The 26,366-nt window shown below is 40.8% G+C and carries 34 protein-coding genes; 8 read left to right on the forward strand and 26 right to left on the reverse strand.

Annotated features, from left to right (window positions below):
- Window positions 1-93 precede the first annotated feature (93 nt).
- From rimO to rpmB, 5 genes are all read right to left on the reverse strand, one after another.
- Window positions 94-1,428: a 30S ribosomal protein S12 methylthiotransferase RimO gene (gene rimO / locus NLF99_RS03480; RefSeq protein ID WP_254526731.1), complete on the reverse strand. Its 1,335-nt coding sequence runs from the start codon at window positions 1,426-1,428 to the stop codon at window positions 94-96.
- A gap of 13 nt (window positions 1,429-1,441) precedes the next feature.
- Window positions 1,442-2,404 (reverse strand): signal recognition particle-docking protein FtsY, encoded by a 963-nt coding sequence (ftsY, locus tag NLF99_RS03485; RefSeq protein ID WP_185212789.1) that lies wholly within the window; start codon window positions 2,402-2,404, stop codon window positions 1,442-1,444.
- A 143-nt stretch (window positions 2,405-2,547) separates the two neighbouring features.
- Window positions 2,548-2,709, reverse strand: coding sequence for a DUF4295 domain-containing protein (locus tag NLF99_RS03490; RefSeq protein ID WP_093100020.1), 162 nt, complete (start codon window positions 2,707-2,709; stop codon window positions 2,548-2,550).
- A 44-nt stretch (window positions 2,710-2,753) separates the two neighbouring features.
- Complete coding sequence (gene rpmG / locus NLF99_RS03495) at window positions 2,754-2,936, reverse strand: 50S ribosomal protein L33 (protein ID WP_002998409.1); 183 nt, start codon at window positions 2,934-2,936, stop codon at window positions 2,754-2,756.
- Between the two features lie 75 nt (window positions 2,937-3,011).
- Window positions 3,012-3,245: a 50S ribosomal protein L28 gene (gene rpmB, locus NLF99_RS03500; protein ID WP_185212788.1), complete on the reverse strand. Its 234-nt coding sequence runs from the start codon at window positions 3,243-3,245 to the stop codon at window positions 3,012-3,014.
- 204 nt (window positions 3,246-3,449) lie between these two features.
- Between rpmB and NLF99_RS03505 the strand changes: the two genes are divergently transcribed.
- Window positions 3,450-3,674 carry a signal peptidase gene (locus NLF99_RS03505; RefSeq protein ID WP_254526732.1) on the forward strand — a complete coding sequence of 75 codons (225 nt, stop codon included), beginning with the start codon at window positions 3,450-3,452 and terminating at the stop codon, window positions 3,672-3,674.
- Window positions 3,675-3,685: 11 nt separating this feature from the next.
- A complete protein-coding gene (gene recO / locus NLF99_RS03510) occupies window positions 3,686-4,405 on the forward strand; it encodes a DNA repair protein RecO (RefSeq protein ID WP_254526733.1) in 720 nt (239 codons plus the stop codon).
- Between the two features lie 69 nt (window positions 4,406-4,474).
- Here the strand turns inward: recO and NLF99_RS03515 are convergent, their stop codons facing one another.
- Entirely contained in the window at window positions 4,475-4,666 is a 192-nt protein-coding gene (locus NLF99_RS03515; RefSeq protein ID WP_093100014.1) for a cold-shock protein, read from the reverse strand.
- Window positions 4,667-4,825: 159 nt separating this feature from the next.
- On the opposite strand from NLF99_RS03515, the gene NLF99_RS03520 reads away from it, so the two are divergent.
- From NLF99_RS03520 to gcvT, 5 genes are all read left to right on the forward strand, one after another.
- Window positions 4,826-5,545 carry an SIMPL domain-containing protein gene (locus NLF99_RS03520; RefSeq protein ID WP_254526734.1) on the forward strand — a complete coding sequence of 240 codons (720 nt, stop codon included), beginning with the start codon at window positions 4,826-4,828 and terminating at the stop codon, window positions 5,543-5,545.
- A gap of 2 nt (window positions 5,546-5,547) precedes the next feature.
- Window positions 5,548-6,027, forward strand: coding sequence for a DUF4112 domain-containing protein (locus NLF99_RS03525; protein WP_185212784.1), 480 nt, complete (start codon window positions 5,548-5,550; stop codon window positions 6,025-6,027).
- Between the two features lie 34 nt (window positions 6,028-6,061).
- On the forward strand, window positions 6,062-6,427 hold the full coding sequence (locus NLF99_RS03530) for a DUF4359 domain-containing protein (protein ID WP_254526735.1): 366 nt from the start codon (window positions 6,062-6,064) through the stop codon (window positions 6,425-6,427).
- A gap of 2 nt (window positions 6,428-6,429) precedes the next feature.
- A complete protein-coding gene (locus NLF99_RS03535) occupies window positions 6,430-7,119 on the forward strand; it encodes a pseudouridine synthase (RefSeq protein ID WP_254526736.1) in 690 nt (229 codons plus the stop codon).
- A gap of 153 nt (window positions 7,120-7,272) precedes the next feature.
- Complete coding sequence (gene gcvT / locus NLF99_RS03540; protein WP_254526737.1) at window positions 7,273-8,352, forward strand: glycine cleavage system aminomethyltransferase GcvT; 1,080 nt, start codon at window positions 7,273-7,275, stop codon at window positions 8,350-8,352.
- A gap of 27 nt (window positions 8,353-8,379) precedes the next feature.
- Here the strand turns inward: gcvT and NLF99_RS03545 are convergent, their stop codons facing one another.
- The 4 genes from NLF99_RS03545 to NLF99_RS03560 all read right to left on the reverse strand — a co-directional run bounded on the left by NLF99_RS03545 (window position 8,380) and on the right by NLF99_RS03560 (window position 10,905).
- Window positions 8,380-8,631 (reverse strand): DUF6358 family protein, encoded by a 252-nt coding sequence (locus tag NLF99_RS03545; protein WP_254526738.1) that lies wholly within the window; start codon window positions 8,629-8,631, stop codon window positions 8,380-8,382.
- Window positions 8,628-8,933 carry a hypothetical protein gene (locus NLF99_RS03550; protein ID WP_254526739.1) on the reverse strand — a complete coding sequence of 102 codons (306 nt, stop codon included), beginning with the start codon at window positions 8,931-8,933 and terminating at the stop codon, window positions 8,628-8,630. The genes NLF99_RS03545 and NLF99_RS03550 overlap by 4 nt, the downstream gene beginning before the upstream one ends.
- Before the next feature lie 33 nt (window positions 8,934-8,966).
- The gene (locus NLF99_RS03555) at window positions 8,967-10,391 is read right to left on the reverse strand and encodes a Glu/Leu/Phe/Val dehydrogenase (protein ID WP_254526740.1); all 1,425 of its coding nucleotides are present in this window, start codon (window positions 10,389-10,391) and stop codon (window positions 8,967-8,969) included.
- A 199-nt stretch (window positions 10,392-10,590) separates the two neighbouring features.
- On the reverse strand, window positions 10,591-10,905 hold the full coding sequence (locus NLF99_RS03560; protein WP_093099998.1) for a rhodanese-like domain-containing protein: 315 nt from the start codon (window positions 10,903-10,905) through the stop codon (window positions 10,591-10,593).
- 92 nt (window positions 10,906-10,997) lie between these two features.
- Between NLF99_RS03560 and NLF99_RS03565 the strand changes: the two genes are divergently transcribed.
- Window positions 10,998-12,305: a M28 family metallopeptidase gene (locus NLF99_RS03565; RefSeq protein ID WP_254526741.1), complete on the forward strand. Its 1,308-nt coding sequence runs from the start codon at window positions 10,998-11,000 to the stop codon at window positions 12,303-12,305.
- Window positions 12,306-12,383: 78 nt separating this feature from the next.
- Here NLF99_RS03565 and NLF99_RS03570 read toward each other — a convergent pair whose 3' ends face one another.
- From NLF99_RS03570 to dnaN, 16 genes are all read right to left on the reverse strand, one after another.
- A complete protein-coding gene (locus NLF99_RS03570; RefSeq protein ID WP_185212776.1) occupies window positions 12,384-12,869 on the reverse strand; it encodes a GNAT family N-acetyltransferase in 486 nt (161 codons plus the stop codon).
- Window positions 12,866-13,438, reverse strand: a complete 573-nt coding sequence (locus NLF99_RS03575) for a hypothetical protein (protein ID WP_254526742.1) — start codon at window positions 13,436-13,438, stop codon at window positions 12,866-12,868. Before NLF99_RS03575 ends, NLF99_RS03570 begins: the two co-directional genes overlap by 4 nt.
- Window positions 13,439-13,440: 2 nt before the next feature.
- Window positions 13,441-14,631, reverse strand: coding sequence for a M20 family metallopeptidase (locus tag NLF99_RS03580; protein WP_254526743.1), 1,191 nt, complete (start codon window positions 14,629-14,631; stop codon window positions 13,441-13,443).
- A gap of 12 nt (window positions 14,632-14,643) precedes the next feature.
- Window positions 14,644-15,099 carry an SPOR domain-containing protein gene (locus tag NLF99_RS03585; RefSeq protein ID WP_185212773.1) on the reverse strand — a complete coding sequence of 152 codons (456 nt, stop codon included), beginning with the start codon at window positions 15,097-15,099 and terminating at the stop codon, window positions 14,644-14,646.
- A 7-nt stretch (window positions 15,100-15,106) separates the two neighbouring features.
- Complete coding sequence (gene secA, locus NLF99_RS03590) at window positions 15,107-18,406, reverse strand: preprotein translocase subunit SecA (protein WP_185212772.1); 3,300 nt, start codon at window positions 18,404-18,406, stop codon at window positions 15,107-15,109.
- Window positions 18,407-18,535: 129 nt separating this feature from the next.
- Window positions 18,536-19,405: a menaquinone biosynthesis family protein gene (locus NLF99_RS03595; protein WP_254526744.1), complete on the reverse strand. Its 870-nt coding sequence runs from the start codon at window positions 19,403-19,405 to the stop codon at window positions 18,536-18,538.
- A gap of 14 nt (window positions 19,406-19,419) precedes the next feature.
- A complete protein-coding gene (locus NLF99_RS03600; RefSeq protein WP_185212770.1) occupies window positions 19,420-19,683 on the reverse strand; it encodes a hypothetical protein in 264 nt (87 codons plus the stop codon).
- A 3-nt stretch (window positions 19,684-19,686) separates the two neighbouring features.
- The gene (surE, locus tag NLF99_RS03605) at window positions 19,687-20,463 is read right to left on the reverse strand and encodes a 5'/3'-nucleotidase SurE (protein WP_254526745.1); all 777 of its coding nucleotides are present in this window, start codon (window positions 20,461-20,463) and stop codon (window positions 19,687-19,689) included.
- A gap of 353 nt (window positions 20,464-20,816) precedes the next feature.
- On the reverse strand, window positions 20,817-21,005 hold the full coding sequence (locus NLF99_RS03610; RefSeq protein ID WP_093099980.1) for a CsbD family protein: 189 nt from the start codon (window positions 21,003-21,005) through the stop codon (window positions 20,817-20,819).
- Window positions 21,006-21,110: 105 nt separating this feature from the next.
- Complete coding sequence (gene nadD / locus NLF99_RS03615) at window positions 21,111-21,695, reverse strand: nicotinate (nicotinamide) nucleotide adenylyltransferase (protein ID WP_254526746.1); 585 nt, start codon at window positions 21,693-21,695, stop codon at window positions 21,111-21,113.
- A 1-nt stretch (window position 21,696) separates the two neighbouring features.
- Window positions 21,697-22,266, reverse strand: a complete 570-nt coding sequence (gmk, locus tag NLF99_RS03620; RefSeq protein ID WP_254526747.1) for a guanylate kinase — start codon at window positions 22,264-22,266, stop codon at window positions 21,697-21,699.
- A gap of 1 nt (window position 22,267) precedes the next feature.
- Window positions 22,268-23,140, reverse strand: coding sequence for a YicC/YloC family endoribonuclease (locus NLF99_RS03625; RefSeq protein ID WP_185212766.1), 873 nt, complete (start codon window positions 23,138-23,140; stop codon window positions 22,268-22,270).
- 38 nt (window positions 23,141-23,178) lie between these two features.
- Window positions 23,179-23,748 (reverse strand): CAP domain-containing protein, encoded by a 570-nt coding sequence (locus tag NLF99_RS03630; protein WP_254526748.1) that lies wholly within the window; start codon window positions 23,746-23,748, stop codon window positions 23,179-23,181.
- Window positions 23,749-23,807: 59 nt separating this feature from the next.
- Window positions 23,808-24,458 (reverse strand): DedA family protein, encoded by a 651-nt coding sequence (locus NLF99_RS03635; RefSeq protein ID WP_185212764.1) that lies wholly within the window; start codon window positions 24,456-24,458, stop codon window positions 23,808-23,810.
- A 104-nt stretch (window positions 24,459-24,562) separates the two neighbouring features.
- Window positions 24,563-25,219: a DedA family protein gene (locus NLF99_RS03640; protein WP_185212763.1), complete on the reverse strand. Its 657-nt coding sequence runs from the start codon at window positions 25,217-25,219 to the stop codon at window positions 24,563-24,565.
- A gap of 12 nt (window positions 25,220-25,231) precedes the next feature.
- Entirely contained in the window at window positions 25,232-26,353 is a 1,122-nt protein-coding gene (gene dnaN / locus NLF99_RS03645) for a DNA polymerase III subunit beta (RefSeq protein WP_185212762.1), read from the reverse strand.
- Window positions 26,354-26,366 lie beyond the last annotated feature (13 nt).

Here is a 26,366-nt window from a genome sequence, read left to right on the forward strand (position 1 = left end):
TACCTCTTTTAAACTTTTACAAATGTATAGGCATTTAGTATACAAAATACAAAAATTTAAAATAAGCCCGACTACTTGCCACAAATGTTATAGTTATTTGACAATATTTCCGTACAAGTCAAAGTCTTCAGCACGGTCAACCTTCACCTGAACAAAGTCACCAATACGGGCATAATTGGATTTTGCCTCCAATACAACCTCGTTGTCAACCTCAGGGGAGTCATATTCAGTCCTACCTATAAAATAATCGCCATCTACCCTATCCACCAACACTTTATAGGTATTTCCAACTTTTTCTTGATTGATTTCATAGGAAATTCCTTGCTGAACCTCCATGATCTGATCCACACGATCCTGTTTTACCTCCTCAGACACATCGTCCTCTAGACTATGCGCATGCGTTTTTTCTTCATGCGAATAAGTAAAACATCCTAAACGATCAAATCTTGTGTCTTCTACCCATTCCAACATTTCCTGGAAGTCCTCTTCCGTTTCACCGGGGTAACCGCAGATCAATGTCGTTCTTAACGCAATATCAGGAACTTTATCACGGATCTTATTGACCAGGTCGATCTGCTTTTGTTTGCTAGTTCCCCTGCGCATGGAGGTTAACATACGGTCCGAGATATGCTGCAACGGCATATCCAGATAATTACAGATATTGGAACGTTCGTTCATGGCATCCAAAATATCCATTGGGAATCCCGACGGATAAGCATACTGCAAGCGTATCCAATCAATCCCTTCCACGTCCGATAAATGACGCAAAAGATCCGAAAGATTACGCTTTCCATAAATATCCAGCCCATAATAGGTCAGGTCCTGAGCGATCAAGATCAGCTCTTTGGTACCATTGGAAGCCAAGAACTTAGCCTCTTTAACCAGATCATCGATAGATTTGGACACATGCTTTCCGCGCATCAATGGGATCGCGCAGAATGAACAAGGTCTATTACAGCCTTCCGCAATCTTGAAATAAGAAAAATGGGAAGGGGTCGTCAATAAACGCTCGCCAAGCAGTTCATGTCTATAGTCTGCACCAATACTGGAAAGAAGATCTGGAAGATCATTCGTTCCAAAGAATGCATCAACATTAGGGATTTCCGTTTGCAGTTCAGGCTTGTATCGTTCTGATAAACAACCTGTCACAATAACTTTGTTTACTTTTCCCTGGTCTTTTAATTCGGAAAATTGAAGGATGGTATCAATAGATTCTTGTTTGGCATTATCAATAAAACCACAAGTATTGATCACCACAATATCATTAGCTTGGATATTGGAAGCTTCGTGGACCACTTCCATCTGATTGCCCTTTAATTGGCCCATCAACACCTCGCTATCATGTATGTTTTTAGAGCAACCTAGGGTCACCACGTTCACACGTGGTTTAGCCTGTACAGGCGCTGTTTTTGATTGTTTCGTTTTCATATTACGCTGTAGCCTACTTGAATAGTGAGTCTACAAATTCTTTTTTGTTAAATAACTGCAAATCACCGATCTTCTCTCCCACTCCAATGTATTTAACCGGAATTTTAAACTGATCCGAGATCCCTATGACAACACCACCTTTGGCAGTACCGTCCAATTTTGTCAAAGCCAAGGCATTGACATCGGTAGCTTGAGTAAATTGCGTTGCTTGCTCAATGGCATTTTGACCTGTAGAAGCATCCAAAACCAATAAAATCTCGTGAGGGGCATCAGGGATAACCTTTTGCATCACATTTTTGATCTTGGTCAATTCGTTCATCAAGCCCACTTTATTATGAAGTCTACCTGCTGTATCAATGATGGCAACATCGTCGCCATTCGCAACGGCTGACTTTACTGTATCAAAAGCAACCGATGCAGGATCCGATCCCATAGGCTGTGCAACAACACGCACCCCAACCCGATCACCCCATAATTGGATTTGATCAACCGCAGCGGCCCTGAAGGTATCAGCAGCACCAAGAACAACCTTGTTGCCAGCTTCCTTCAACTGATGAGCCAGTTTGCCAATGGTTGTGGTCTTTCCTACCCCATTCACGCCAACGACCATAATCACATATGGCTTTTGGTTGCCATATTCAAATGATTCAAAGTCATTACTGTTGTTTTCAGCCAATAACCCTTGGATTTCGTCTTTCAACAGACGGTTCAGGTCATCGGTAGTGACATATTTATCCTGTGCAGCACGTTTTTGAATCCGTTCTACAATCTTCAGCGTGGTCGTAACGCCCACATCAGATGTAACCAGAACCTCCTCCAGATTATCCAACACTTCGTCATCAATGGTAGACTTTCCTACTACTGCTTTCGTAATCTTGGAGAAAAAACCTTCCTTGGTCTTCTCTAAACCTTTGTCCAAAGCCTCTTGAGCTTCAGGTGTCTCTTGCTTCTTTTTAAAAAAATCAAATAATCCCATGATGGATGTGTTATAGATAAAGGATCTGAATCGTATCAAAGATACTTAAATACAGGATACTAAAAAAGCCCTTTTGGTGCTCCCAAAACGGCTAATTATAAGATTTTTAAAGAAAAACTTTAAAAAAAGGAATATCTAACTGCTTATTTAGAAGCCGCAGCAACAACCTCTTTTACTTTGTCATTGTGTACCATACTTTCTTTGAAAGTATAAGCGCCAGTTTTTGCAGATTTTGTAGTGATAATTACTTTGGTAAACTCTTTACCACCACCTTTTTGTAATGATGCAACTGCTTTCTTTGCCATGGTATAATATTTTTAATATGGACCCTAAAGATCCAATCCGTTAATTACTTAATTTCTTTGTGAACTGTTACTTTTCTCAATACTGGGTTGAATTTTTTCAACTCTAAACGCTCAGTTGTGTTCTTTTTGTTCTTAGTGGTAATGTAACGAGACATTCCTGGAAGACCACTTTCTTTGTGCTCAGTACATTCTAAGATAACTTGTACTCTATTTCCTTTTTTTGCCATTGCCTTACTTTATTTATACCCTCACGGGTGAATTTCATGATTCTATTTTCTGCTGATATAACAGGCTACTATCTATTAAATATGACCTCTTTTAATAAACTTGTCGATAGATGCTGTAATACCGTTTTTGTTGATGGTTTTAATAGCCGAAGTAGATACTTTTAAAGTAATCCAACGATCTTCTTCTGGAATATAAAAACGCTTGGTCTGTAAATTAGGATAGAATTTACGCTTAGTCTTAACGTTCGAGTGTGATACGTTATTTCCCTTTAATGCCGTCTTGCCTGTTAAATCACAAATTCTTGACATGATATTCGATTTTTTATTGTTGTTCTAATTCAATTATCGTTCCTCAGAAACGAGTGTGCAAATATCTATATTTCTTTTGGGAAATACAATATTAATTAGCGAATTATTTTAAAATAATGTAGGAATAGGGCAGAAGTCAACAAAAATACTGTATTTTGCATTATTATTTACGCCGACGCTCACAATAGTTTTCAACAATTCACAATGAACAAGTATTTAATACGAGGATTAGCTTTCACTTTGCTGGGAATAATCTGTATCTACTATGGTACCATCCTCATGGAATCCGACAACATGTGGTATAAACCGCTCCTGGTTATCGGCGTGATCTCTTTCGGATTCGGCTTTATCACCTTTATTTATCGCTTGTTCAGAAAGATCGATCGAAACTCAATATTGGACGACAGGAAGTCCAAGAAAAACAAATAGGGTAGAACCTGATGCTGCAACAAACCAAAGGAATCACCTTAAAAGTAACCAACTACTCCGAAAGTAGCGTTGTCGCTCAGATATATACGGAGGTTTTGGGCCTGCAATCTTATCTGATCAATGGCGCTAGAAAACCGAAGGCCAAGATCCCATTCAATATGCTCCAGCCATTTCATCTATTAGAAATGGTTGTTTATAATAAGGAAAACAACAACCTGCAGCGAATAAAGGAAGCCCAACAGATCCCTGCACTCAAGAGCATCCCACTAGATATCGTCAAGAGTTCCATTGCGATGTTCTTGAATGAAGTCCTTTATAAGGTCTTAAGACATCAACACCCCGAACCACAGCTTTTCCAATTTTTGGAAAATGCCATCATTTGGTTGGATGAAAGCAAAGAGGGATTGGCAAATTATCACCTGGTCTTCCTCGCCAAACTGAGCCACTACCTTGGCTTCAAACCCATCATACAGGATCTGCCATATTTCGATTTGATGGAAGGGCGCTTTTCAAATAGCTTACCTGCACACTTTCATGTCCTGCAGGAGCCCTACAGCACTTATTTCAGAGAAATTTTACAAAGCAGCTTTACGAATTGTAACAAAATTAAGCTAAACCGACAGGATCGGACCTATCTCCTTCAAAAAATCATCGACTATTATCGACTTCATACAGAGAACTTTGGAGAGATTAATTCCCTCTATATCCTAGAAGAAATTTTTGGAAATTAAAGGCATGAAAAAACCCGTTGAGTTGGTACTCGACGGGCTTCCACAATAAATATATATTGAATCTAATTTTTAGATAAGCTTTACATTTACCGCGTTTAGTCCCTTACGACCTTGTTGTACTTCGTAAGAAACATGGTCGTTTTCACGAACCTTGTCTACTAATCCAGAAACGTGAACGAAAATTTCACTCTCGCCAGAATTTGGAATGATGAAACCGAAACCTTTGGCTTCATTAAAGAATTTTACTACTCCTTCTTGCATAATAATTACTATTGTTTTTTTTTAAAGGTATCATTATTTTTTGAATACCAATTAAATTTAATCGTTAAATCTACTAAACATTTTTCAAATTATTTGGCAATTTCTTTTCGCCAACAATTTGGAAAGGTTTTTGCCATGAACAATTTATTTAAAAATATTATGAAAAAATTAATTACACTAATTGCGCTGGTAGGAACGATGACCTCATTGAGCGCCCAAACTAATAATATGGAAAACACTAGGAGAGTAGCAACCCGTGGTTATGCAGAAAAAGAAGTAACACCAGATATCATCTATCTTTCTATTTCTTTGAAAGAGTATTACCAAGATGGAAATACCAAGAAAAAGGTTGCTATTGACCAACTGGAAAAACAACTTTTTGATGCGGCTATGAAAAACGGCGTCAAAAAAGAGGACTTTACCGTTCAAAATATCTATAGCTACAATGTCGAAAACAAAAAGAAAAACAACGAACTGTTCCAGGCTAGACAATATAGGATCAAGGTTACTGATCTAAAGAACTTAAATCCAATGTTGGAAGAAGTAGATGCAAGAGGACTGCAGAGCACCAACATCTCTGGATACGATCATTCGCAAAAGAAAGAAATCGAAAAGGAGCTGAAAACCCTAGCAGTACGTGATGCGAGAACAAATGCAGAAATCCTTGCTGCTGCAGATGCTGAAAACGTTGGTAAGGTAATCATGATCAATGATAACAGCAGCTTGAACTGGAATGATCTAGTTCCTCAGCCACGTATGTATGCCATGGCTGCCAAAGGGGTGAGCAATGAAATGGATTCTAATGAACAAGGCTTGGATCTAGAGGTAAAACCGATCAAACTTACCTGTAATATCGACGCCGTATTCGCGCTGAAATAACAATGGAGAAACATCCTTCCTATAATTTACAGAAGATTGATAAAGACTTTCAATGGGTAAAACGACTGTCTGTCCTGATGGATAGTCGTTTCCGCATTGGAAACTTTCGCTTCGGTCTGGACCCCATCTTAAACTTCATTCCTTTTGGAGGGCAGATTGCCACCTTCATTATTTCACTGGTTCTTGTATCCGTGATGTACAGAAATGGAGCAAGCAGTAAGGTTGCCGTAAAAATGCTGCTCAATGTTACTTATGACGCACTTTTAGGTTCCATACCCATCATTGGAAATGTCTTTGACTTCTTCAACAAAGCCAATGAGAAAAATGTCAAACTACTACGGGAACATTATTACGACAATAAACATCAAGGAAGTGCCAAAAACATCCTGATCACCCTGGGTATCGTTATATTCATAACCATCATTTTGTTTATTTATGCCATGTATGCCCTTACAATTTGGCTGTTTGGCTTGATATTTTAATCCAATCTCTTCAAAATAATCTATTTTTGTACCTATGAGTAAAACAAGAATCTTTGCCTTATTGGGGGTTGTCATTATGTTGGTCGCGGTTTTCACCAATCCTTCCAAGGAGAAAATCAATGAAAAACTATCACCCAAGGCCAAAGAAATCCTAAAAAAACAATTGGATTACAAGCATAAGGACGCTGTAGATCTAGGCATGATGCTCGTAGGAGATCAAGTGGTCAATGAATTTGTGAACAATTACACCTACACCGAAAACTATTACCTTTTTTCACTTGCCAAGATCAATTGGAACAGCGAAAAGATTACCATAGGAGGAGGAGCTTTCGGACAGGTATGGATCAGTTCCAAGATCGATGAAAAAGCCGGAATGTTAATCGACGCTTTAAAGCGATAGGCATGCTTGAGATCTTATTTGAAGATGAGGATTTTGTTGCCATCAACAAACCCCATGGATTATTGGTCCATAAATCCTCCATTGCTGCAGATACTTCCGAGTTTGCCCTACAAATCTTAAGGGATCAAATAGGGAAGAAGGTCTATCCTGCCCATCGTTTGGACCGAAAGACCGCGGGTGTGCTTTTATTCTCCCTGAACAAGGAAATGGATAGCGCCATACAAACCGCATTTTCCCAAAACTTAATCAAAAAAGAATATTTGGCAGTCCTTCGTGGCCATACCGATCCCGAAGGGACCATTGATTATCCCTTAAAAAAAGAAAACGGCACAATCCAAGAGGCATTGACCCACTACCAAACCCTGGCGACCACCGAAATTGACCTTCCCTTCGGAAAATTTCCAACTTCTAGGTATTCCTTGGTCCTTGCAAAACCCGAAACGGGCAGGATGCACCAATTGCGCCGACATTTCGCCCATATTTTCCATCCCATTATCGGCGACAGACCACATGGCTGCAACAAACAGAACAAACTCTGGAAAGATACCTTCCAGCACGACACTATGCTCCTGCACGCCAAATCACTCGCATTCAGCCACCCCAAAACCCAAGAAAACATCCTTATCCAAGCCCAAATCCAACCTGAGTTTGAAAGAGCGTTGGGGATATTGAATATAAGATATGAGTATTGAGATTGGAGTATTGAGATATAAAAATCTCTAATAAATATTTCAAACCAGAAAAATTTCGAAATTAAATTTCTCAAATCTCACATCTCATATCTCAATACTAAATCCTAATTAATTTTCCTATTTTTGTAACAACAAAAAACTCATTGATTTAACATGAAAAAAACTGCGTTAACTGACGTTCATGTCGCTTTAGGTGCGAAAATGGTTCCTTTCGCCGGATTCAATATGCCAGTTCAATATACTGGTATCAACGACGAACACGAAACAGTGCGTACCGCTGTAGGGATGTTCGATGTTAGCCACATGGGGGAGTTTATCTTAAAGGGCGAAAAAGCATTAGACCTTATCCAGAAAGTTTCTTCTAACGATGCCTCAAAATTATATGACGGTAAAGTTCAGTACGGCTATCTTCCAAACGAAAATGGCGGTATTGTAGATGACTTCTTAACTTATAAAATTGATGACAAAACCTATCTCTTGGTTGTAAATGCATCAAACATTGATAAAGACTGGGATTGGATCAGCAAATTCAATACTGAAGGTGTAGAAATGAAAAACATTTCTGACGAAACTTCTCTTTTCGCTGTACAAGGCCCTAAAGCTGCCGATGCACTACAAAAATTAACGGATATCGACTTGGCTCCAATGGAATACTATTCTTTCCAAAAAGGAGTATTTGCTGGTGTTGAAAACGTATTGGTTTCTGCTACAGGTTATACTGGTGCTGGTGGTTTCGAAATCTATGTTGCCAACGAACATGCAGAGCAAGTTTGGAATGCAATCATGGAAGCTGGTCAAGAATATGGCATTAAGCCAATCGGTCTTGGCGCTAGGGATACCCTACGCCTAGAAATGGGTTTCTGTCTTTACGGAAATGATATCGACGATAATACATCACCATTAGCAGCTGGCTTAGGGTGGGTTACTAAATTCACGAAGGACTTTGTAAACGCTGAAAACCTAAAAGCTGAAAAAGAAAAAGGTGTTTCTCAAAAACTGGTAGGATTCGAAATGATTGATAGAGGTATTCCTCGTCATGATTATGAAATCGTAGATGCTGATGGAAACAAGATCGGACGTGTTACTTCCGGAACGCAATCTCCATCCTTGAAAAAATCAATCGGTTTAGGTTATGTAGAGCCTGCATTTGCTAAAGAAGGTACAGAGATCTTTATCTCTATCCGTAACCAACCTATCAAAGCGATCGTAAGAAAACCTCCTTTTGTAAAATAAGGCGGATAAAAATAAAATGAAAAAGGGCTATTTTTTAGCCCTTTTCTTTTGTTGTTTCATTTCTTGCTGCGCCAGCTTCGCCTTTTCCTCTTGCTTGGTCTTCACATCTCGGCTCACCTGTTTTAACAGAACCACCTTCAGATAGATCAACAACACCAATAAGGCGATGGAAATCCCCAAGTACAGTACCTGTCCGCTATTATAACCTGCCCATGCGCTCAAAACCAAAAACACGATCCCTAAATTGAGCAGTAAATTCAATATAAACTTCTTCGTCATTTCTTCTTTATTACTTTAAAACCCGTTACTCGTTCCCGAATGAAATAAAAATACACTATTCCTGCCATAATATTCCCCAAGATGACGAATAAAGCCAAAATCAACCGCTCTCCATTGCTGATTCTGGTCGAACGCATGATCTCCAACAGCACCAATACCACCCATATTAAAGAAAGTACCATCGAGATGCTCAATAGGATAGGAGCATAGCCCACCTTCAGGATAAATAATAAGATAGAAAGGAAATAAAAAGCCAGACTAAATAGGAATGCCTGTTTAGTCTGGTGGAATAATTTATTCATGAAGCAAAGTTAAGGATAAAATCCCGTCCTCGTTTATGGGAATATTCCCAATTCCTTATAGGATTCTCCAACTTTGTTGATCGCACAGATAAATGCCGCTGTCCTTAGATCCTCAACACCGTCCATGCTTTTCCAGATCTGGTGGATTTCATGATAAGAACCGATCATGGTGTCCTCAAGTCCTGAATACACTAAATCAACCTCATCAGGTCCTCTTAAAATAATCTTGCGCTCCAATTTAGAAACCTTTTGATTGGTCATAGACTCTATGATATTCAAGATTTCAGCATACATGTTTTCGCTGAATCTCTTTTCAAGACGACCATAGCGTACGTGGCTTAGGTTTTTCAACCATTCAAAATAGGATACGGTAACCCCTCCAGCATTTAAATAGATATCTGGGATCACCAATTTACCTTTCCTGTTGAACACCTCATCTGCTTCTGGTGTCAATGGACCATTTGCCGCTTCGCCTATGATCTGTGCTTGAATCCTTTCTGCATTGTCCCCATTGATTACAGACTCTAATGCTGCAGGGATCAAGATATCACATGGCTGCTCTAAACCTTTTATAGATTCTTCAATATTGATAGCACCAGGGAAATTTAGGATGGAGCCTGTAGCCTTTCTATGGGCAACAACCTCTTCCAGGTCCAGTCCATTTTCATTATAGATGGCACCCTCATATTCGATCAAGCCAACAAGGATAGAACCACCTTCCTGAAAATATTTAGCAGCATGGTAACCCACATTTCCTAAACCTTGAACGATTACTTTCTTACCTTCAACACCAGTTGTCAATCCCAACTTGCTCATATCTTCTTCAATCTTACACGCTTCCTTAACCCCGAAAAACACGCCTAAACCTGTCGCTTCAGTACGGCCTCTTACACCGCCTTGAGAAACCGGTTTCCCCGTTACACAGGCCTGAGCATTGATTTCATTCGGGTTTAATGTGGTATAGGTATCTACGATCCAGCTCATCTCGCGCGCTCCGGTACCATAATCCGGCGCCGGAACATCCGTTCCTGGTCCAATAAAGTTCTTTTTCACCAATTCCGTCGTATATCGACGGGTAATTTTTTCTAATTCATACTCTGAATACTTCTTTGCATCGATTTTCACACCGCCTTTAGCACCACCAAACGGAACGTTTACGATGGCACATTTATAGGTCATTAATGATGCAAGGGCCATCACTTCGTCTTGATCCACCTCCATACTGAAACGGATACCCCCTTTACATGGCAGCTTATGATGTGAATGTTGTACACGGTAAGCTTCTATAACCTCAATGTTATCTCCGATTTTAACCGGAAATCTTACTCGTAATATGGAATTACATGCTTTGATCTGTTCGAGGATGCCAGGAGAAAACTTGGTGAACTTGGCCGCTTTATCAAAATTCCGACCCACTCCTTGAAAGAAGCTGAAAGTTGTGTTTGATTGATTTGACATAAAAATATGTTTTTGTTTATTCTTGGAATAATACTATAAAGTTAGCTCTTTTAATATTTTAATAATAGGCAAGAAAATAAAAACATTATTTTTAAATATATTCTAAAGATAGGGGAGTAAAATTATTATTTAAGCAATAAATTGCCCTAAAAATAAAAAGCTCAAGGAATCCTTGAGCTTTTTATTGATTTACTGTTTCTTAATAAACATCCATCTCCGGATCAAAAGCTTCTTTCCAAGCTAAAATTCCGCCTTGTAGGTTGGATAAATTCGTGTATCCTTCTTGTTCTAAAAGCATAACAGCCTGAGCACTACGCTTCCCTGAACGGCAGTGGATCACCACTGGAATATCTTTTGAAATCTTTTCAGACTCAATCACAACGCCTGACAATGGAATGTTCACTCCATTCAGGTTCGATACCTCATATTCAAAAGGCTCACGAACGTCGATCAACTGAAACTCAACATTGTGATCCATCATGTCCTTTAATTCTTGAACGCTAATTTCTTTCATAGTAAGCTTTTTATCAAATATATAAAATTTAGACTCAAAGGTCCTGCCAATAATATAGAATTTTTGTTAATTTCATCACAAACATTTTATTCATGAAAAAACTATTCTTAGCACTCGTATTTTCTGGCTTTTTATTCCAAATGAGCTCCGCTCAGCAAAAGCAGATTACAAGCACGGAAAATATTTCCAGAATCTTGAATACCCTTGCTTCTGATGATATGAGAGGCCGATCGGCCCTAAATCTAGACGATATTGGCAAAGCAGCTGATTTTATCGCTGCTGAATTCAAAGAAATTGGCCTTAAACCATATGTAGGTGATAACTTCCGCCAATCCTTTCTGGTTAATCGGGGCAGGGTGACTGAACAAAGTGTCACCTTAGCTGATAAAAAATTAAATGATGATGAGTTCTTGATCGTAGGTAATTTAGACGAACCTTTAACAAAAAACACCCCTTCCATTGAAACCATTAAGATTTCTGCTGATGATGATTTTTCCCAAAAATTCAGGGAAATCGTTCAGCAGAACCCAAATAAGGTTGTCGTTTTGGTAGACAAGAAACATGCTCCATTTTTGGCCCGTTTCAAAAGAATCTACAATCGCGAGAGCATTGTAATCAAAGGCCAGGAAAAAGCTGCCGGAAGCCCCAAGGTTTTTATCGTGGCCGATGAATTACCTGGAAACCATGAAATCAAACAGACCCGCAAAACAGAAGAGTTCAATATGTTCAATGTGGCGGCTGTCCTTCCTGGTAAATCTAAACCTGAGGAATATGTGGTGATTTCTTGCCATTATGACCATATCGGTATCTTGCCTGCTGTGGAAGGTGATTCCATTGCAAATGGCGCTGATGATGATGCCTCTGGTACAACCGCGATGATCGAATTGGCGAGGTATTACAAGAAGTTAAACAACAATGAAAGAACCATCATCTTTGTCGCTTTCACTGCAGAGGAAATTGGCATGTTTGGTTCCAAATATTTCTCCAACAATATAGATCCGGAGAAGGTCGTGGCCATGATCAATATCGAAATGATCGGTAAGGATTCCAAATTCGGCCCAAATAGTCTCTATATTACAGGATACAGCGCGTCTGACCTTGGCAAACTGATGCAGGAAAACCTGAAGGGCTCTGCATTTACCTTCCATCCAGACCCATATACCACCCAAAACCTATTCTACCGCAGCGATAATGCCGTATTGGCCGCATTAGGCGTACCGGCACATACCTTTTCTACATCACAGATCGATAAGGACCAATACTACCATACGGTAAAAGACGAGGTAAGTACATTGGACATCAACAATATTAAATCAAGTATTGAGGCCATCGCAACTGGGGCTATAGGAATTATCAATGGAACCCAAACACCGAGTAGGGTTGAAAAACTAAGAGATTAAGGGCTTATCCCATATAACAGGAAAAGACGGTCAATTGACCGTCTTTTCCTGTTATATCTTAGATGGGATTAAATGTTGTTAATCCAATTTCTTGCGCATAATGTAATCATCAAGAACAAATCCATAATAGGGGATATCAATTTCCTGAATTACCTCAAATCCTTGTTTCAGATAAAATTGATAGGCATTGTTCGATCGGTTAACATTTAGTTCCAAGGTCGGAAGCCCTAGTTTCTTTGCCTCCTGCGCTGCAAAATCGATCAGCAGCTTTCCGTAGCCTTTGCCCTGCGTACTAGGTAACAGATAGATCTTCTCGATCCTTAAGAGGTCTTCTTTAGGGTCAACCCCAATAAAACCTACCGGTTTTCTATCCTCATATAGGAGATGAAAAGCTTTATTGTCTTGGATAGCAGTGCTCAATGCCTCCACCGAATACATCTTATCCAACATAAAGGCAATCTGTTCCTTGGAAAGGATGCTTTGATAGGTCGGATACCAGATGGCATGTGCTAATTCATGGATTAACACAGCATCTTCCTGCTTAGCTGGGATGATCTCTGTCATAGCTCTTCAGATATTATAAAATAGGATTCTTGCTGCGGAATGGAAACAAAACCATCATTTATGACAGCATAAACATGATCCCCCAATGATTTTAAGTTCTGTGTTTCGCCCAATTTTCCTTCATTATTTTCAATAAACAAATTAAAGCCTTTAGGAAGCCATTTCTCGTATTTCTTTACAAAAAGTGCTTTCCCTTTGTTGTTGATCAAATTGATGTTGAAATCGCCTAAATAAGGCATGTAATGCGCTATCTCGACGATATCTGTCAAAATATTAACGGCAAAATTGTTTTTCTCTTTTAAAAAGGAAAATAAGGGAACGATATAGCAGTCAGAATAGGGGATAAGGGAAATATGCTCTTCAAGGACATGAGCCTCCAGACCTTGGTTATCTAGGACCACATCGATCTTTATTTCTCGAGCCTTTAGGGATTCGTAATGTTCGGCCAACGTAATAATGGTTGGACTCCACTCCAGAAGTTGGTTTAAATATTCATCAACCAAACAGTCAGGATTTGCGATGAACAAAGCTGGCTCTTGATTCTCTCGAACAATATGATGAGAAGACATAATTAATTGCCTAAATAACGGACTGCAATATAGGACATCAGACCAATACTGGTTTGAAGTGCAGTTTCGTCGATGTCAAAGGTTGAAGTATGTACTGCAGATTGTATTCCTTTGGCTTGATTTCCTGTGCCCAACCTATAGAAACATGCATTTGTTTCTTGAGAATAATAGGCAAAATCCTCTGCTGCCGGCCATAGATCAAGCTCAACAACATTCTCATGGCCAAGATACTCTTGGGCATACGAACGGGAAGCTTCCGTAATCTGAGGTTCATTGATCAGGAATGGATATCCTTTTCTGATTTCAAAATCACAGGTAGCACCCATACCTTCTGCAATGCCAACTGCCATCTTGTGCATTTTCTCATGGGCTTCCGCTCTCCATTTTTCATCAAAGGTCCTGAAAGTACCTTCCAGATAAACCTCTTCAGGGATAACGTTTGTAGCGCCATTTCCAATGATCTTCCCCCAAGATAAAACCGAAGGGGTCCTTGGATCTGCAACACGGCTCACAATCTGTTGCATGGCCGATATGATCTGCGCCGTAATGGCGATGGGGTCAATATTCTGATGGGGTTGAGCTCCATGCCCTCCTTTACCACGAACCGTCATAAACAACTCATCGCAGGATGCCATATATTTACCGGAGCGGAAACCAACTTTGCCGGCTTCGATAAAAGGCATTACATGCTGTCCAACGATCCCTTGAGGTTCGGGATTTTGCAATACCCCTTCCTTGATCATTAAGGAAGCACCTCCCGGTAGCCTTTCTTCTCCAGGTTGGAAGATAAGCTTCAGGGTTCCGCCAAATTCAGGCTTCAATTCATTCAATATCTTAGCCACCCCCAGCAAAGAAGAGGTATGCACATCATGCCCACAGGCATGCATCACCCCGACATTCTTGGAGCCATACGATCTGCCTTCCACCTCAGTGATCGGAAGTGCGTCCATATCTGCTCGTAGGGCAAGCACTTTGTCCGAAGGTAAATCTCCTTTGATCAAGGCTACAACGCCTGTATTGGCCATGGGTTCAAAAGGAATCTCCAGGTCTGTCAGCACTTGTTTGATAAATGCCGAGGTGTTGTATTCTTCAAAGGACAATTCAGGATTCTGATGTAGGAACCTTCTGTTGTTTACCGTTTCTTGAAAGTAAGATTGGGCTAATTCTTGAATTCTTTGTTTTGATATTGGCATGTTGATCCTCCACTATTGCCATGTCCAGACGTCCTCGACAAAGACAAATACATTATTGTATCGGCCGCGAAGCTCTCGCATATAGGCCGTCGCTGCAGAACGGCTAGTAAAGTCGCCTACTTTGACCCTGTAGTTTGGTTCTACATAATCTAGGTAAGCATTGATATCTGAATTCTGGCTTTGGAAACTACGCTGTACATTTTCAGCATCCCTGCGGCTGGAACCAGAAAAGATCTGTACCCTAAAACCACGGACCTTCACACGTGTTGCACGAGATTTGTCAATGGTTTTAGGCTCCAGACTTACCGTCTTACTGGCGGTAGGATTTAAAGCATAGAATGAACGGAATTCTTGTAAAAGTCCGATTAAAGAATCCTTTTCAACAATTACTTTGTTCTCTTGTGCCTTTGATACTGATACGATGGCGAACAGCATCAAGAAGCTAACTATAAATCCTTTGTATTTCATTTTTTAATTAACCTTGTTTTCCGTGACAGTTTTTATACTTCAACCCAGAACCACAAGGACATTCATCATTTCTTCCAATGGCCTGATCCTTACGGATAGGTTGGGTAACTTGAGCTTCCTGCGTGTTCAGGTCCTCTTCAGATACTCCAGTTGGAGAACTTAACTCTTCTTTTGTTTCTTTAACTTTTACCTTTGGCGCTTCTGGGCGTGCTGCTTGAATGTTTTGAGGTTCTTGCTGCTGTCCAGGAATCTCGCCTTTGAACAAGAAGCTAACAATATCTTTGTTCATGCCGGCCAACATTGTCTTAAACAAGTTGTAAGCCTCCATTTTATAGATAATGATAGGGTCTTTTTGCTCGTATCGCGCGTTCTGTACAGATTGTTTCAAATCATCCATCTCACGAAGGTGCTCTTTCCATGCTTCATCAATCAAAGCTAGAACGATGCCTTTCTCAAATGATTTGAATACGTCTTTACCTTTACTTTCTACAGCTTTTTGCAAATTTGTAGCAACTTGAATGCCACGAATTCCATCTGTAAAAGGAACAATGATATTTTCTATCATACCACCACGCTCAGCAAGCACGTTTGTCAATACCGGTAAAGTCTGTTCAGCGATGTTTACAGCCTTGCGGTGGTAGTAATTGATAACTTGATCAAATAATTTGTCAACTAAATTAGGCGCTGACTCACTTGCAAATTCTTCTTGTGTAATTTCAGGATTGATTGCAAATACACGGATCACCTCGATTTGGAATTCATCATAGGAATTGTCCTCTTTTGCCTCCAATACAACATCCTCAACAACATCATAGATGGTATTGTTCAAATCTACATCTAAACGCTCACCGAACAACGCGTTCTTACGTTTGGTATAGATTACCGTACGTTGCGAGTTCATCACGTCATCGTATTCCAATAGATGCTTACGTGTACCGAAGTTGTTTTCCTCTACTTTACGTTGTGCACGCTCGATAGATTTGGTCAACATACCGTGTTGCATTACCTCGCCATCTTCAACACCCATTTTAACCATAAGGTTAGAGATACGCTCTGAAGCGAATAAACGCATCAATGGATCTTCTAGGGATACAAAGAATTGAGATGAACCTGGATCCCCTTGACGTCCTGCACGACCTCTTAACTGACGGTCAACACGACGAGACTCATGGCGCTCTGTACCGATGATCGCTAAACCACCTGCATTGATTACCTCTTGGGTAAGCTTAATATCCGTACCACGACCTGCCATGTTGGTGGCAATGGTTACTTGGCCTGGACGTCCTGCTTCTGCAACGATGTCTGCCTCTTTTTGGTGAAGCTTCGCGTTCAACACGTTGTGTTTTACACCACGTAACTTCAACATACGGCTCAACAACTCTGAAATCTCTACAGAAGTCGTACCCACCAATACTGGTCGGCCTTGTTCTGTCAAGGTCTGGATTTCTTGTGCTACCGCATTATATTTCTCACGTGCCGTACGATAGATCAAATCTTGACGGTCATCACGTTGAATTACTTTGTTCGTTGGAATTTCAACCACATCCAATTTGTAGATTTCCCAAAGCTCTCCAGCCTCTGTTGATGCCGTACCGGTCATTCCCGATAGCTTGTGGTACATACGGAAGTAGTTCTGTAAGGTAATGGTTGCATACGTTTGGGTAGCATCCTCGACCTTTACGTTCTCTTTGGCTTCGATCGCTTGGTGTAATCCGTCAGAATAACGACGTCCGTCCATGATACGACCGGTTTGCTCATCTACAATCTTAACCTTACCCTCATCAACGATATATTGATCGTCGATTTCAAATAGGGTATAAGCTTTTAACAATTGGTTGATGGAGTGGATACGCTCTGCTTTGATTGAGTAATCGCGCATCAACTCTTCTTTCTGTTGAGCTTTCTCTTCGATAGGAAGATCTGCTTTTTCGATTTCAGCAATCTCAGTACCTACGTCTGGAAGGATAAAGAAGTTTGGATCCTCACCTGTAGCAGTGATCAACTCAATACCTTTTTCAGTAAGTTCTACCTGATTGTTTTTCTCATCGATAACGAAGAACAGTTCCGCATCTGCCTTAGGCATATGACGGTTTTGCTCTTGCATATAGTAGTTTTCTACTTTTTGTAGGATCTGACGGTGATTTCCTTCAGATAGATATTTAATTAATGCTTTGTTCTTAGGCAAACCACGGTAAGCACGGAATAATGCCAATCCACCTTTTTCAGGATCGGTGTCATTATCTGCAATTGCTTTCTTCGCTTGGTTCAAAACCGTGTTGATATAGGCTTTTTGAGCATTTACCAACCGTTCGATCCTTGGTTTCAATTGATAGAACTCATGTTGGTCGCCCATTGGAATAGGTCCAGAGATAATCAATGGCGTACGCGCATCATCGATCAATACCGAATCCACCTCATCGATCATGGCAAAGTGCAATTTGCGCTGAACCATAGATTCTTTGGTGTTCGTCATATTGTCACGCAAATAGTCAAAACCAAACTCGTTGTTTGTACCATAAACGATATCGCTCATATAAGCCTGACGACGTTGTGGTGAGTTCGGTTGGTATTTGTCGATACAGTCAACGCTCATTCCGTGGAATTCGAAGATAGGACCGTTCCATTCCGAGTCACGACGTGCCAAATAGTCGTTCACCGTTACGATGTGGATACCTTGACCCGCCAAAGCGTTCAAGTAAGTAGGCAATGTTCCTACCAAGGTCTTACCTTCACCCGTTGACATCTCGGCAATCTTTCCTTGGTGCAACACGATACCACCGATCAACTGTACGTCGTAGTGAACCATGTTCCAGGTAACTTCAGAACCCGCAGCGATCCAAGTGTTCTTCCAAATGGCTTTATCTCCTTGAATGCTAACGTTCGGTTTACGGGCAGCGATTTCTCTATCGAATTCAGATGCCGTAACCTCAATCTCTTTATTTTCTGTAAAGCGACGAGCTGTTTCCTTAACAACAGCAAAAGCTTCAGGTAATATTTCCAATAATACTTCCTCAAGCTTCTTATCGCGATCTTTTGTCAATTTGTCAATCTTGTCGTAGGTTGAAGTTTTTAGCTCCATGTCCTCCGTAGCCTCAGCCTCTTGCTTCAGACTGTTGATTTCATTGTCGATGTCTTGCAAATAGTTGCCGATTCTTTGTTTAAAATCCAAGGTCTTCCCACGTAGCTCATCATGCGTCAAAGCGGATAATTTCTCGTATTCTTCCTTGATTTTATTTACTAATGGCTGTACTCCCTTAACATCTCTTTCGGACTTACTACCAAATAACTTGCTTAAAAACTTTAACATAATTTTCTATTTCTCTATTCGCATGTACAATAATGACTCCAAATCAAATAAGCAGACATTTTGACATTAATCGGGCAAATTTAATTATTAAGGTTGATAACTAATGCTTTCCTGATTCTTTTTTATCAATTATTTTACTAAAAATATGTTTTTCCCCGTACTGGGCACTAAGTTGAGTTCCAGTGCCTTTTCAAACATCTGTCGGATGGCCTTTTTCCCCTCTTCACCTAGGTTTTCGGAATACTGGTTTACATAGAGTTCAATATGCTTGTACATCACCGATTCTTCCATTTCCTGGGCATGCGAACGGATATACTCCAGCCCCGACTTAGGGTGGTCAAAACCAAACCTGACGCTTTCCGAAATCAACCGGTTCACCTTCAGCTTGACCTCTTCTGGCAGCGATCTCTTGATCACGATCCCGCCCAAAGGGATGGCCGAACCCGTGGTTCTCTCCCAATAGTCGCCCAGGTCCACGATTTTGTGCAGACCTTTGTCCATATAGGTAAACCTGTTTTCATGGATGATCAGCCCGATATCGATGCTCCCGTCCAGTAAGGACTGCTCAATTTCTGAAAACAGCATGACCTGCTTGTTCAACAGGCCTGGAAAGGCCAAGCTCAACAAGAAGTTCGCTGTCGTAAATTTCCCGGGGATTCCCACCTTCAGCTCTTTGAATCGTTCGGGTAGATCCTGACCGGCATAACTAGCCAATTCTTTTGCCAGGGACTCATCCTTGCAGATCAACAAAGGTCCTACACCAAACCCAAGTGCAGACCCAGCATCCAAAAGCTCATAGTCCTCCACGGCATACGCAAAGGCATGGTAGCTCAGTTTAGTGATGTCCAGGTCGCCCCGGAATGCCTTGGCATTCAAGGTTTCAACATCATGGTATTCCACGTGAAACTGTAGGCCTTCGCAATCGATCTTGTTATGGATCAAGGCATCAAATATAAAGGTATCGTTCGGACAGGGAGAAAATCCCAATGTAAGTTCCATGTTTTCTTTCAATTTTATGTGATGCTGATGTTCTTGGTCAGCACCAATAGTATCATTCCTAAAAAAGTTGCCAATACCAAACCGTTCCCCAATAGATCCTTTTCCTTTTTATAACTGATCCAACAACCTACTAAATTGATTGCAGCAGCAATCACATATAGACCGGTCGGTTTATCGGGAAAGACCTGGGTTTGGATATTGGTGAATTTCATCGCCAAAAAGGCTATCAATGGGCAAACTAATCCCATTAGCACGCCCACAAGAAGACTGTTTTTCATGTATTAACTGTCAAATGACCAAGAATTCAACTCCGGAATAACATGGTGAGCTGTCATATCAAACTGCGTCGGTACGATGGAAACATAACCATTTATGATCGCATAGGCGTCGGTATCTTCCCCGCGATCCTGCAAGTCAAATTTACCGGTCATCCAAAAATACTCTCTCTTATAGGGGTCCAAACGTTCATCAAACTCCTCAAACCACTTGGCATTCGCTTGCCTGCAGATTTTGATGCCCTTGATATCTACGTTCTTATTTGGAAAGTTCACGTTCAATAGGGAGTTTTTAGGCAGGCCGTTTTTCAATACCTGCTCTGCAATGGTCTTCACCCAGGAACGGGTATGGGAAAAATCGGCATTGTGCGCGAAGTCATCCAAAGAATATCCAATCGATGGGATACCCTCGATAGCCCCTTCCACAGCTGCAGACATGGTCCCTGAATACAGCACGTTGATGGAGTAGTTCAAACCATGGTTGATACCTGACACACATAAGTCTGGTTTCTTTCCTTTAAAGATCTTGTTGACGGCCAATTTGACGCAATCAACAGGAGTACCCGAACATTTATACATCTCAACCCCAGGATACAGGTCTATCTTATCCAGTCGTAAAGGCTTGCCAATCGTAATGGCATGGCCCATTCCAGACTGTGGACTGTCCGGTGCTACCACCACGACATCCCCAATTTCCTGCATAACCTCTAAAAGAATTTTTATTCCTGGCGCCGTAATTCCATCGTCATTTACGACCAATATCGTGGGTCTCTTTTTTGTCATAGTGCTAAGTTAGTAAAATATGAGTTCATTATCAGCCTCCCAAAATCATGAAGATGTTAAAGATTCAATAGGTTTCCATTAAGCCTTCCGTAAGGAATGGATAACATGCCACATTATTCTTTCTACCCATCTGCATGCTGAGGCTATATATTTATCTTTTGACCTTGTTTTACCCTTATTCGAGGCAAAATTGAATTTTGAAGAGGTCTCTCGAATATGCCTCGAATAAGGTCAAGGTAATTCTGCTATAAACAGGCTGCTTTCAAGCTGAAATCCAAGGCCTAGATTTTAGCCATACTCTATAATAGAAGAAGGTCGACATGATGTCGACCTTCTTCTTCCTATTTATTACATTAACCTAGTTTATTCAACCAGTCAATTACTTCTTCTCTGGATTTACCAAGCTTCTGTTGCAATTTGCCCAGTAACTCATCGTCTTTTCCTTCTTCATAGGCCAAATCATCATCTGTCCACTCGGCATATTGTTGTTTGATCTTGCCTTTCAACTCGTTCCATTTACCTTTTAAATCTAATTTATCCATTTTGATTTTCCTCCTTTGATTAATGTGATATATACGATAAACAGGAAGTTGAAAAAATGGTTTTCAAAAATTTATTTTTTTAATAAAGTGAAAGGTATTCTGCGGTTAGGATGAATATAGCCCCTTTTTGTCGATAAAATCGATGACTGCATCCGGGGTGTAAAACTTAATGGATTTCCCCTCCTTGATGGCGTTTCTCAGGAAGGTGGACGACAGTTCCATAACAGGCGTATCGGTCATGCTGATGGATGGATGTTCCTTCAATTCGCCGCCATCATAGCCGGGTCTAGGATAGACCACGATTTTATAGTCGCGAAGCAGGATATCCGCATTCTTCCATTTCAAAAGTCCCTGGAGATTGTCTTCCCCCATGATCAGGATAAATTCCTTGGTCGGATATTTTTCCGTCAAGTGGGTGAGGGTATCTATGGTATAGGAGGGTTGAGGCAATGAAAACTCGATGTCGCTGGCACGTAGTTTATCCGAACCTTCAATGGCCAAATTGACCATTTCCAGGCGATCATACATGTTACCAAGGCTCTTTTTCTCCTTAAAGGGATTCTGAGGGGATACAATGAACCATACCTCGTCCAAAGAAGTATAGTTGGCCATATAATTGGCAATAATCAAATGTCCGATATGGACAGGATTAAAGGAACCAAAGAATAATCCAACTTTACTTTTTGCCATATTATGAATTGATAAAGTCTAATACCAGTTTTTCTGCTTCTGCACAGGCTGTTTCCAGGTCATTGTTATGCAGGATCACATCAAATTTATCGGCAAAGCTCAGCTCATGTTCCGCCTTTGCAAATCGTTCGTTCAATTTTTCCTGGGAATCTGTACCTCTCCCGGTCAATCTTTCTTTCAAGACTTCTAAGGAAGGAGGATTTACGAAAATAGCCAAGGCTTGGTCTGGGAACTTAGATTTCAAGCGAAGTCCTCCAACCACATCGATATCAAAGATCACGTGCTTGCCTTCGTTCCAGATACGCTCTACCTCAGACCGCAGGGTTCCGTAGAATGTTCCTGAGTAAACCTCTTCAAATTCTATGAATTCGTGTTTAGCCACTTTGTGCAAGAAGTCTTCTTTGGAAATAAAGTAGTAATCGACACCATTTACTTCAGCACCGCGGGGTTGACGGGTGCTTGCAGAGATAGAAAATGCAATCTTATCGCTATGCTTTTCCAATAATCTTCTAACGATAGTTGTTTTCCCTGCCCCAGATGGAGCAGAAAAAATAATCAGTTTTCCGCTCATGCTATAGTACGTTTAATAGTTGTTCTTTGACTTTTTCCAACTCGTCCTTCATTTTCACGACAATCTGTTGGATCTGGGCATTGTTGGCCTTTGAACCCAAGGTATTGATTTCACGGCCCATTTCCTGGGAAATAAATCCTAGTTTCTTACCATTGGAATCTTGGCTGTTCAGGGCTTCCACAAAATAGTTGCAGTGGGAGCGAAGGCGAACTTTCTCTTCCGTGATATCTAGTTTCTCGATGTAAAAAACCAGTTCTTGTTCAAAACGGTTCATGTCTACATTCTCTTTGCCCACAGCTTCTTCCATATATTGGTTGATCCTTTCACGGATCAAGGGAATACGGCTTCCTTCAACAGCTTCTACTTCGGTTAGGTATGATAAAATCAAGGAAACACGGTATTCAAGATCCTTTTTAAGGACAGCGCCCTCATCAGCTCTAAAGCTGTTGAACTGTTTTACTGCAGCGTAAAAGGAATCCATCAAGACCTTGCCTTCTTCTTCGTCCACCTCATCATCATGGCTGATAACTTCAGGCATGTTCAGGGCTTGTTCAAAAAGATTGGCTTTGGTATCGCCCAATTGGAAGGCAATGTCCTGCAATTGTCTATAGTATTCTTTTAATAGATCTGCGTTGATACTTGCTGCTTTGGCAGTTTGGTCAACATATTCGGTGCTTATGTTGATATTTACCTTACCGCGTTCAATCAGTTTGCTGCATTCACCACGAAGCACCAATTCCTTGTCTGAAACAGCTTTTGGTAGGCGAAGGTTAAGTTCCAAGAACTTAGAATTTAAGGATTTGATCTCTACGGTATATTTAACGGTTCCGTTTTCAGCGGTCCCCATACCGTAACCTGTCATCGATTTTATCATATGCAAAGGTAAAAAACTTACAGAAAAGAACGAGTCTATTACCAATCATGTTTGGCGATTATCACGCATAAATAGGTTTTATAGGCGGCACCACGCTTTACGCGGGCAAAACCTATGCCTATATCCTTTAAAGATCCGTTCCATTCATCCATGCCCAAAACATGCTTCCTGTGCATAAATCCGGGCGATCCACGGCCAATGATAAAGGATTTGATGCCATCAATGGCGGTTTCGTGGTTGGCTCCGATGGACTCAAAATTATTGGTGCTTTTTTTCTTCAGCCAATCGGGATTTAAGTAATTTCCTGCCTTGTTGATATGGTAATTTGGTCCGTAACCGCTTGGGTCGGTATGGTCGAAGTAATTTCTCCTCGCCATATCTTTGGCTCGCTCCTCAGCTACTTTTGCCAGTTTATCATTCCAGACCAAACGGGTCTGTTTTACATTTCTAAGATTGTTCACCCGAATTTCGCGACCATATTTCTTGGGGTTCATCCGAAAATCATTGAGGTATTGGTAAGCTTTCTTGGCTTCGCGTTTGTCGATCTTGATGTTCTGGGCAAGGATTGGCTGTGCCCAAATGATAAATGCAAATAAAATATATCTCATAGCTGTGTTTAAGGATACAGACTTCAGAAAAAACTCAACGTTTAAACAGCTTTATTAATTTAAGCTGATTTCTTGGCTGTTTTTTCTTTTATGACCTCAATGATAGGGGGCAATAGGGAGATGCCGATGATGGCAAGCACCACGATCGAGAAATTGTTCTTGACAAATGGGATCTGCCCGAAGAAATAACCGCCCAAAAGAAACATCGTTACCCACAGGACACCTCCAACGATATTGTATAGACCGAATTTGGAATAAGGCATCTTGACTACGCCGGCAACAAACGGGGCAAAGGTCCTGACAATGGGCACAAAACGTGCATAGATAATGGTCTTGAGGCCATATTTATTGTAAAAGCTTTGGGTTTTCTCAAGATAGGAGAGCTTGAAGATCTTGGAGTCTTTTGTAAAGACCCGCTGTCCAAAGTGTTTCCCTATTTCATAGTTGACAAAATCACCGATAATGGCCGCGGCAATCAACAGGACCAGCATGACCCAAAGACTAAGGTTTGTTTCAGGTTTTGCGATCAGGGCTCCCATGGCGAACAGGACCGAGTCGCCGGGAAGGAATGGGGTAACCACCAGTCCAGTCTCTGCAAAGATGATCAGGAAAAGGATCAGGTAGGTCCAAGTCTGATATTCTTGGGTAATATCGATCAAATGCTTGTCGATATGGAGAATAAAGTCGATCAGGGTTGAAATTAATTCCATGTTTTCAAATTCGAATTTCCACTGCAAGAATTGCACCAAGCTAATTCTTTTCCTTGAATATGATCCTGAGTCTGCAATAGGGCTATTTAAAAGAAAAAGGAAGCTTACTCAGCTTCCTTTTTCTTTCCGTATTTTTCTTTGATCACCTCAATGATTGGAGGCAGTATGGACAAGATAATGATGGCGAAGACCACTAAGGTAAAGTTGTCCTTGATAATTGGAAGGCCTCCGAAGAAGTATCCAATAAACAAAAAGGAGGTTACCCATAAAATGGCTCCGATAACATTGTATGAAGCAAACTTTCCGTAGGACATTGATCCTACACCAGCTACAAATGGGGCAAAGGTCCTGACGATCGGAACAAAACGCGCGTAGATAATGGTTTTGCCACCGTATTTATCGTAGAACTTCTCTGTCTTTTCTAAATATTCTTTCTTTAGGAACTTATATTTCCCTGAAAAGGCTTTTGGTCCAATGTACTTACCGATATGGTAGTTCACCATGTCTCCTAAAATACCTGCCACCATCAACAATCCCCACATCAAAAAGACGTTCAGATCAGTTTCTGGCTTGGCGATGATTGCGCCAGTTGCAAATAGAAGGGAGTCTCCAGGTAAGAATGGAGTAACGACAAGACCAGTTTCGGCAAAAATGATCAGGAAGAGGATCAAATAGGTCCAAGTCTGATAGTTATTGACGATTTCCACCAAATGATCATCAATATGGAGGATAAAGTCAATTAGGGAATAAATTAAATCCAAAGTTTTGAGCTATTAAATATTGTTCAACATCACTGGCATCACCAACATCAAGATATCTTCGTGTTCTTCCTTGATTGCCGGTACTAATAAACCTGCACGGTTTGGTGTACTCATTTCCAGTACGACCTCTTCACAGTTTAGGTTATTAAGCATTTCTACCAAGAACTTCGCGTTGAATCCGATCTCCATGTCTTCACCTTCAAACTGACAGCTCAATCTCTCGTGTGCCTCATTGGAGAAGTCCAAATCCTCAGCAGAGATGTGCAGTTCGCTTCCTGAGATCTTTAACCTTACTTGGTGTGTAGTTTTGTTTGCAAAGATTACCACACGGCGTAGGGTGTTCAGGAATAAAGAACGGTCTACAGTCAGTTTATTAGGGTTCAAACGAGGGATTACGGCTTCGTAATCTGGATAACGCTCATCGATCAATCTACAGATCAAGTTGATGGTTCCGAATTGGAAGAATGCGTTGGTATTGTTGTACTCTATTGAAACATTCACATCATCCGAAGGAAGAGATGATTTTAATAGAGTAAGTGCTTTTTTAGGCAAAATGATCGATGTTGGTTTATCAGCTCCAACATCTGTGCGGCGATAACGGACCAATTTATGCGCATCAGTAGCCACAAAAGTAGTCGATTGCTCCGCCAATTGCACGAATACGCCTGACATGGCAGGGCGAAGTTCGTCATTGCTTACTGCAAAAATGGTTTTATTGATGGCTTCCAACAAGATCGGTGCAGAGATATTTACGGTAGAAATATTCTCTACGACAGGGATTTTTGGGAAGTCGTCCGCATTTTCACCACTAAGCTTGTATTTACCGTCTCCGGCAGAAATCTCGATAGCTAAAGTTTTGGTATCTACAGAGAATGCCACAGGCTGATCCGGAAGAGTTTTCAACGTCTCGATCAAGATTTTTGATGGCATAGCAACGCGTCCTTCTTCCTTAGCTTCAATCTGAAGGGTGGTCACCATACTGGTCTGTAAATCCGTAGCGGAGATGGTCAGGAGGTTGTCCTTGATTTCAAACAAGAAGTTTTCTAGGATTGGTAGCACCGTGCTGGAGCTGGAGGCGCCACTAATAGCTTGTAATTGTTTAAGTAATATAGATGTAGATACAATAAATCTCATTTCTTTTAGCTAA

It is taken from the genome of Sphingobacterium sp. LZ11T8 (assembly GCF_024261425.1).
Taxonomy (GTDB): Bacteria; Bacteroidota; Bacteroidia; order Sphingobacteriales; family Sphingobacteriaceae; genus Sphingobacterium.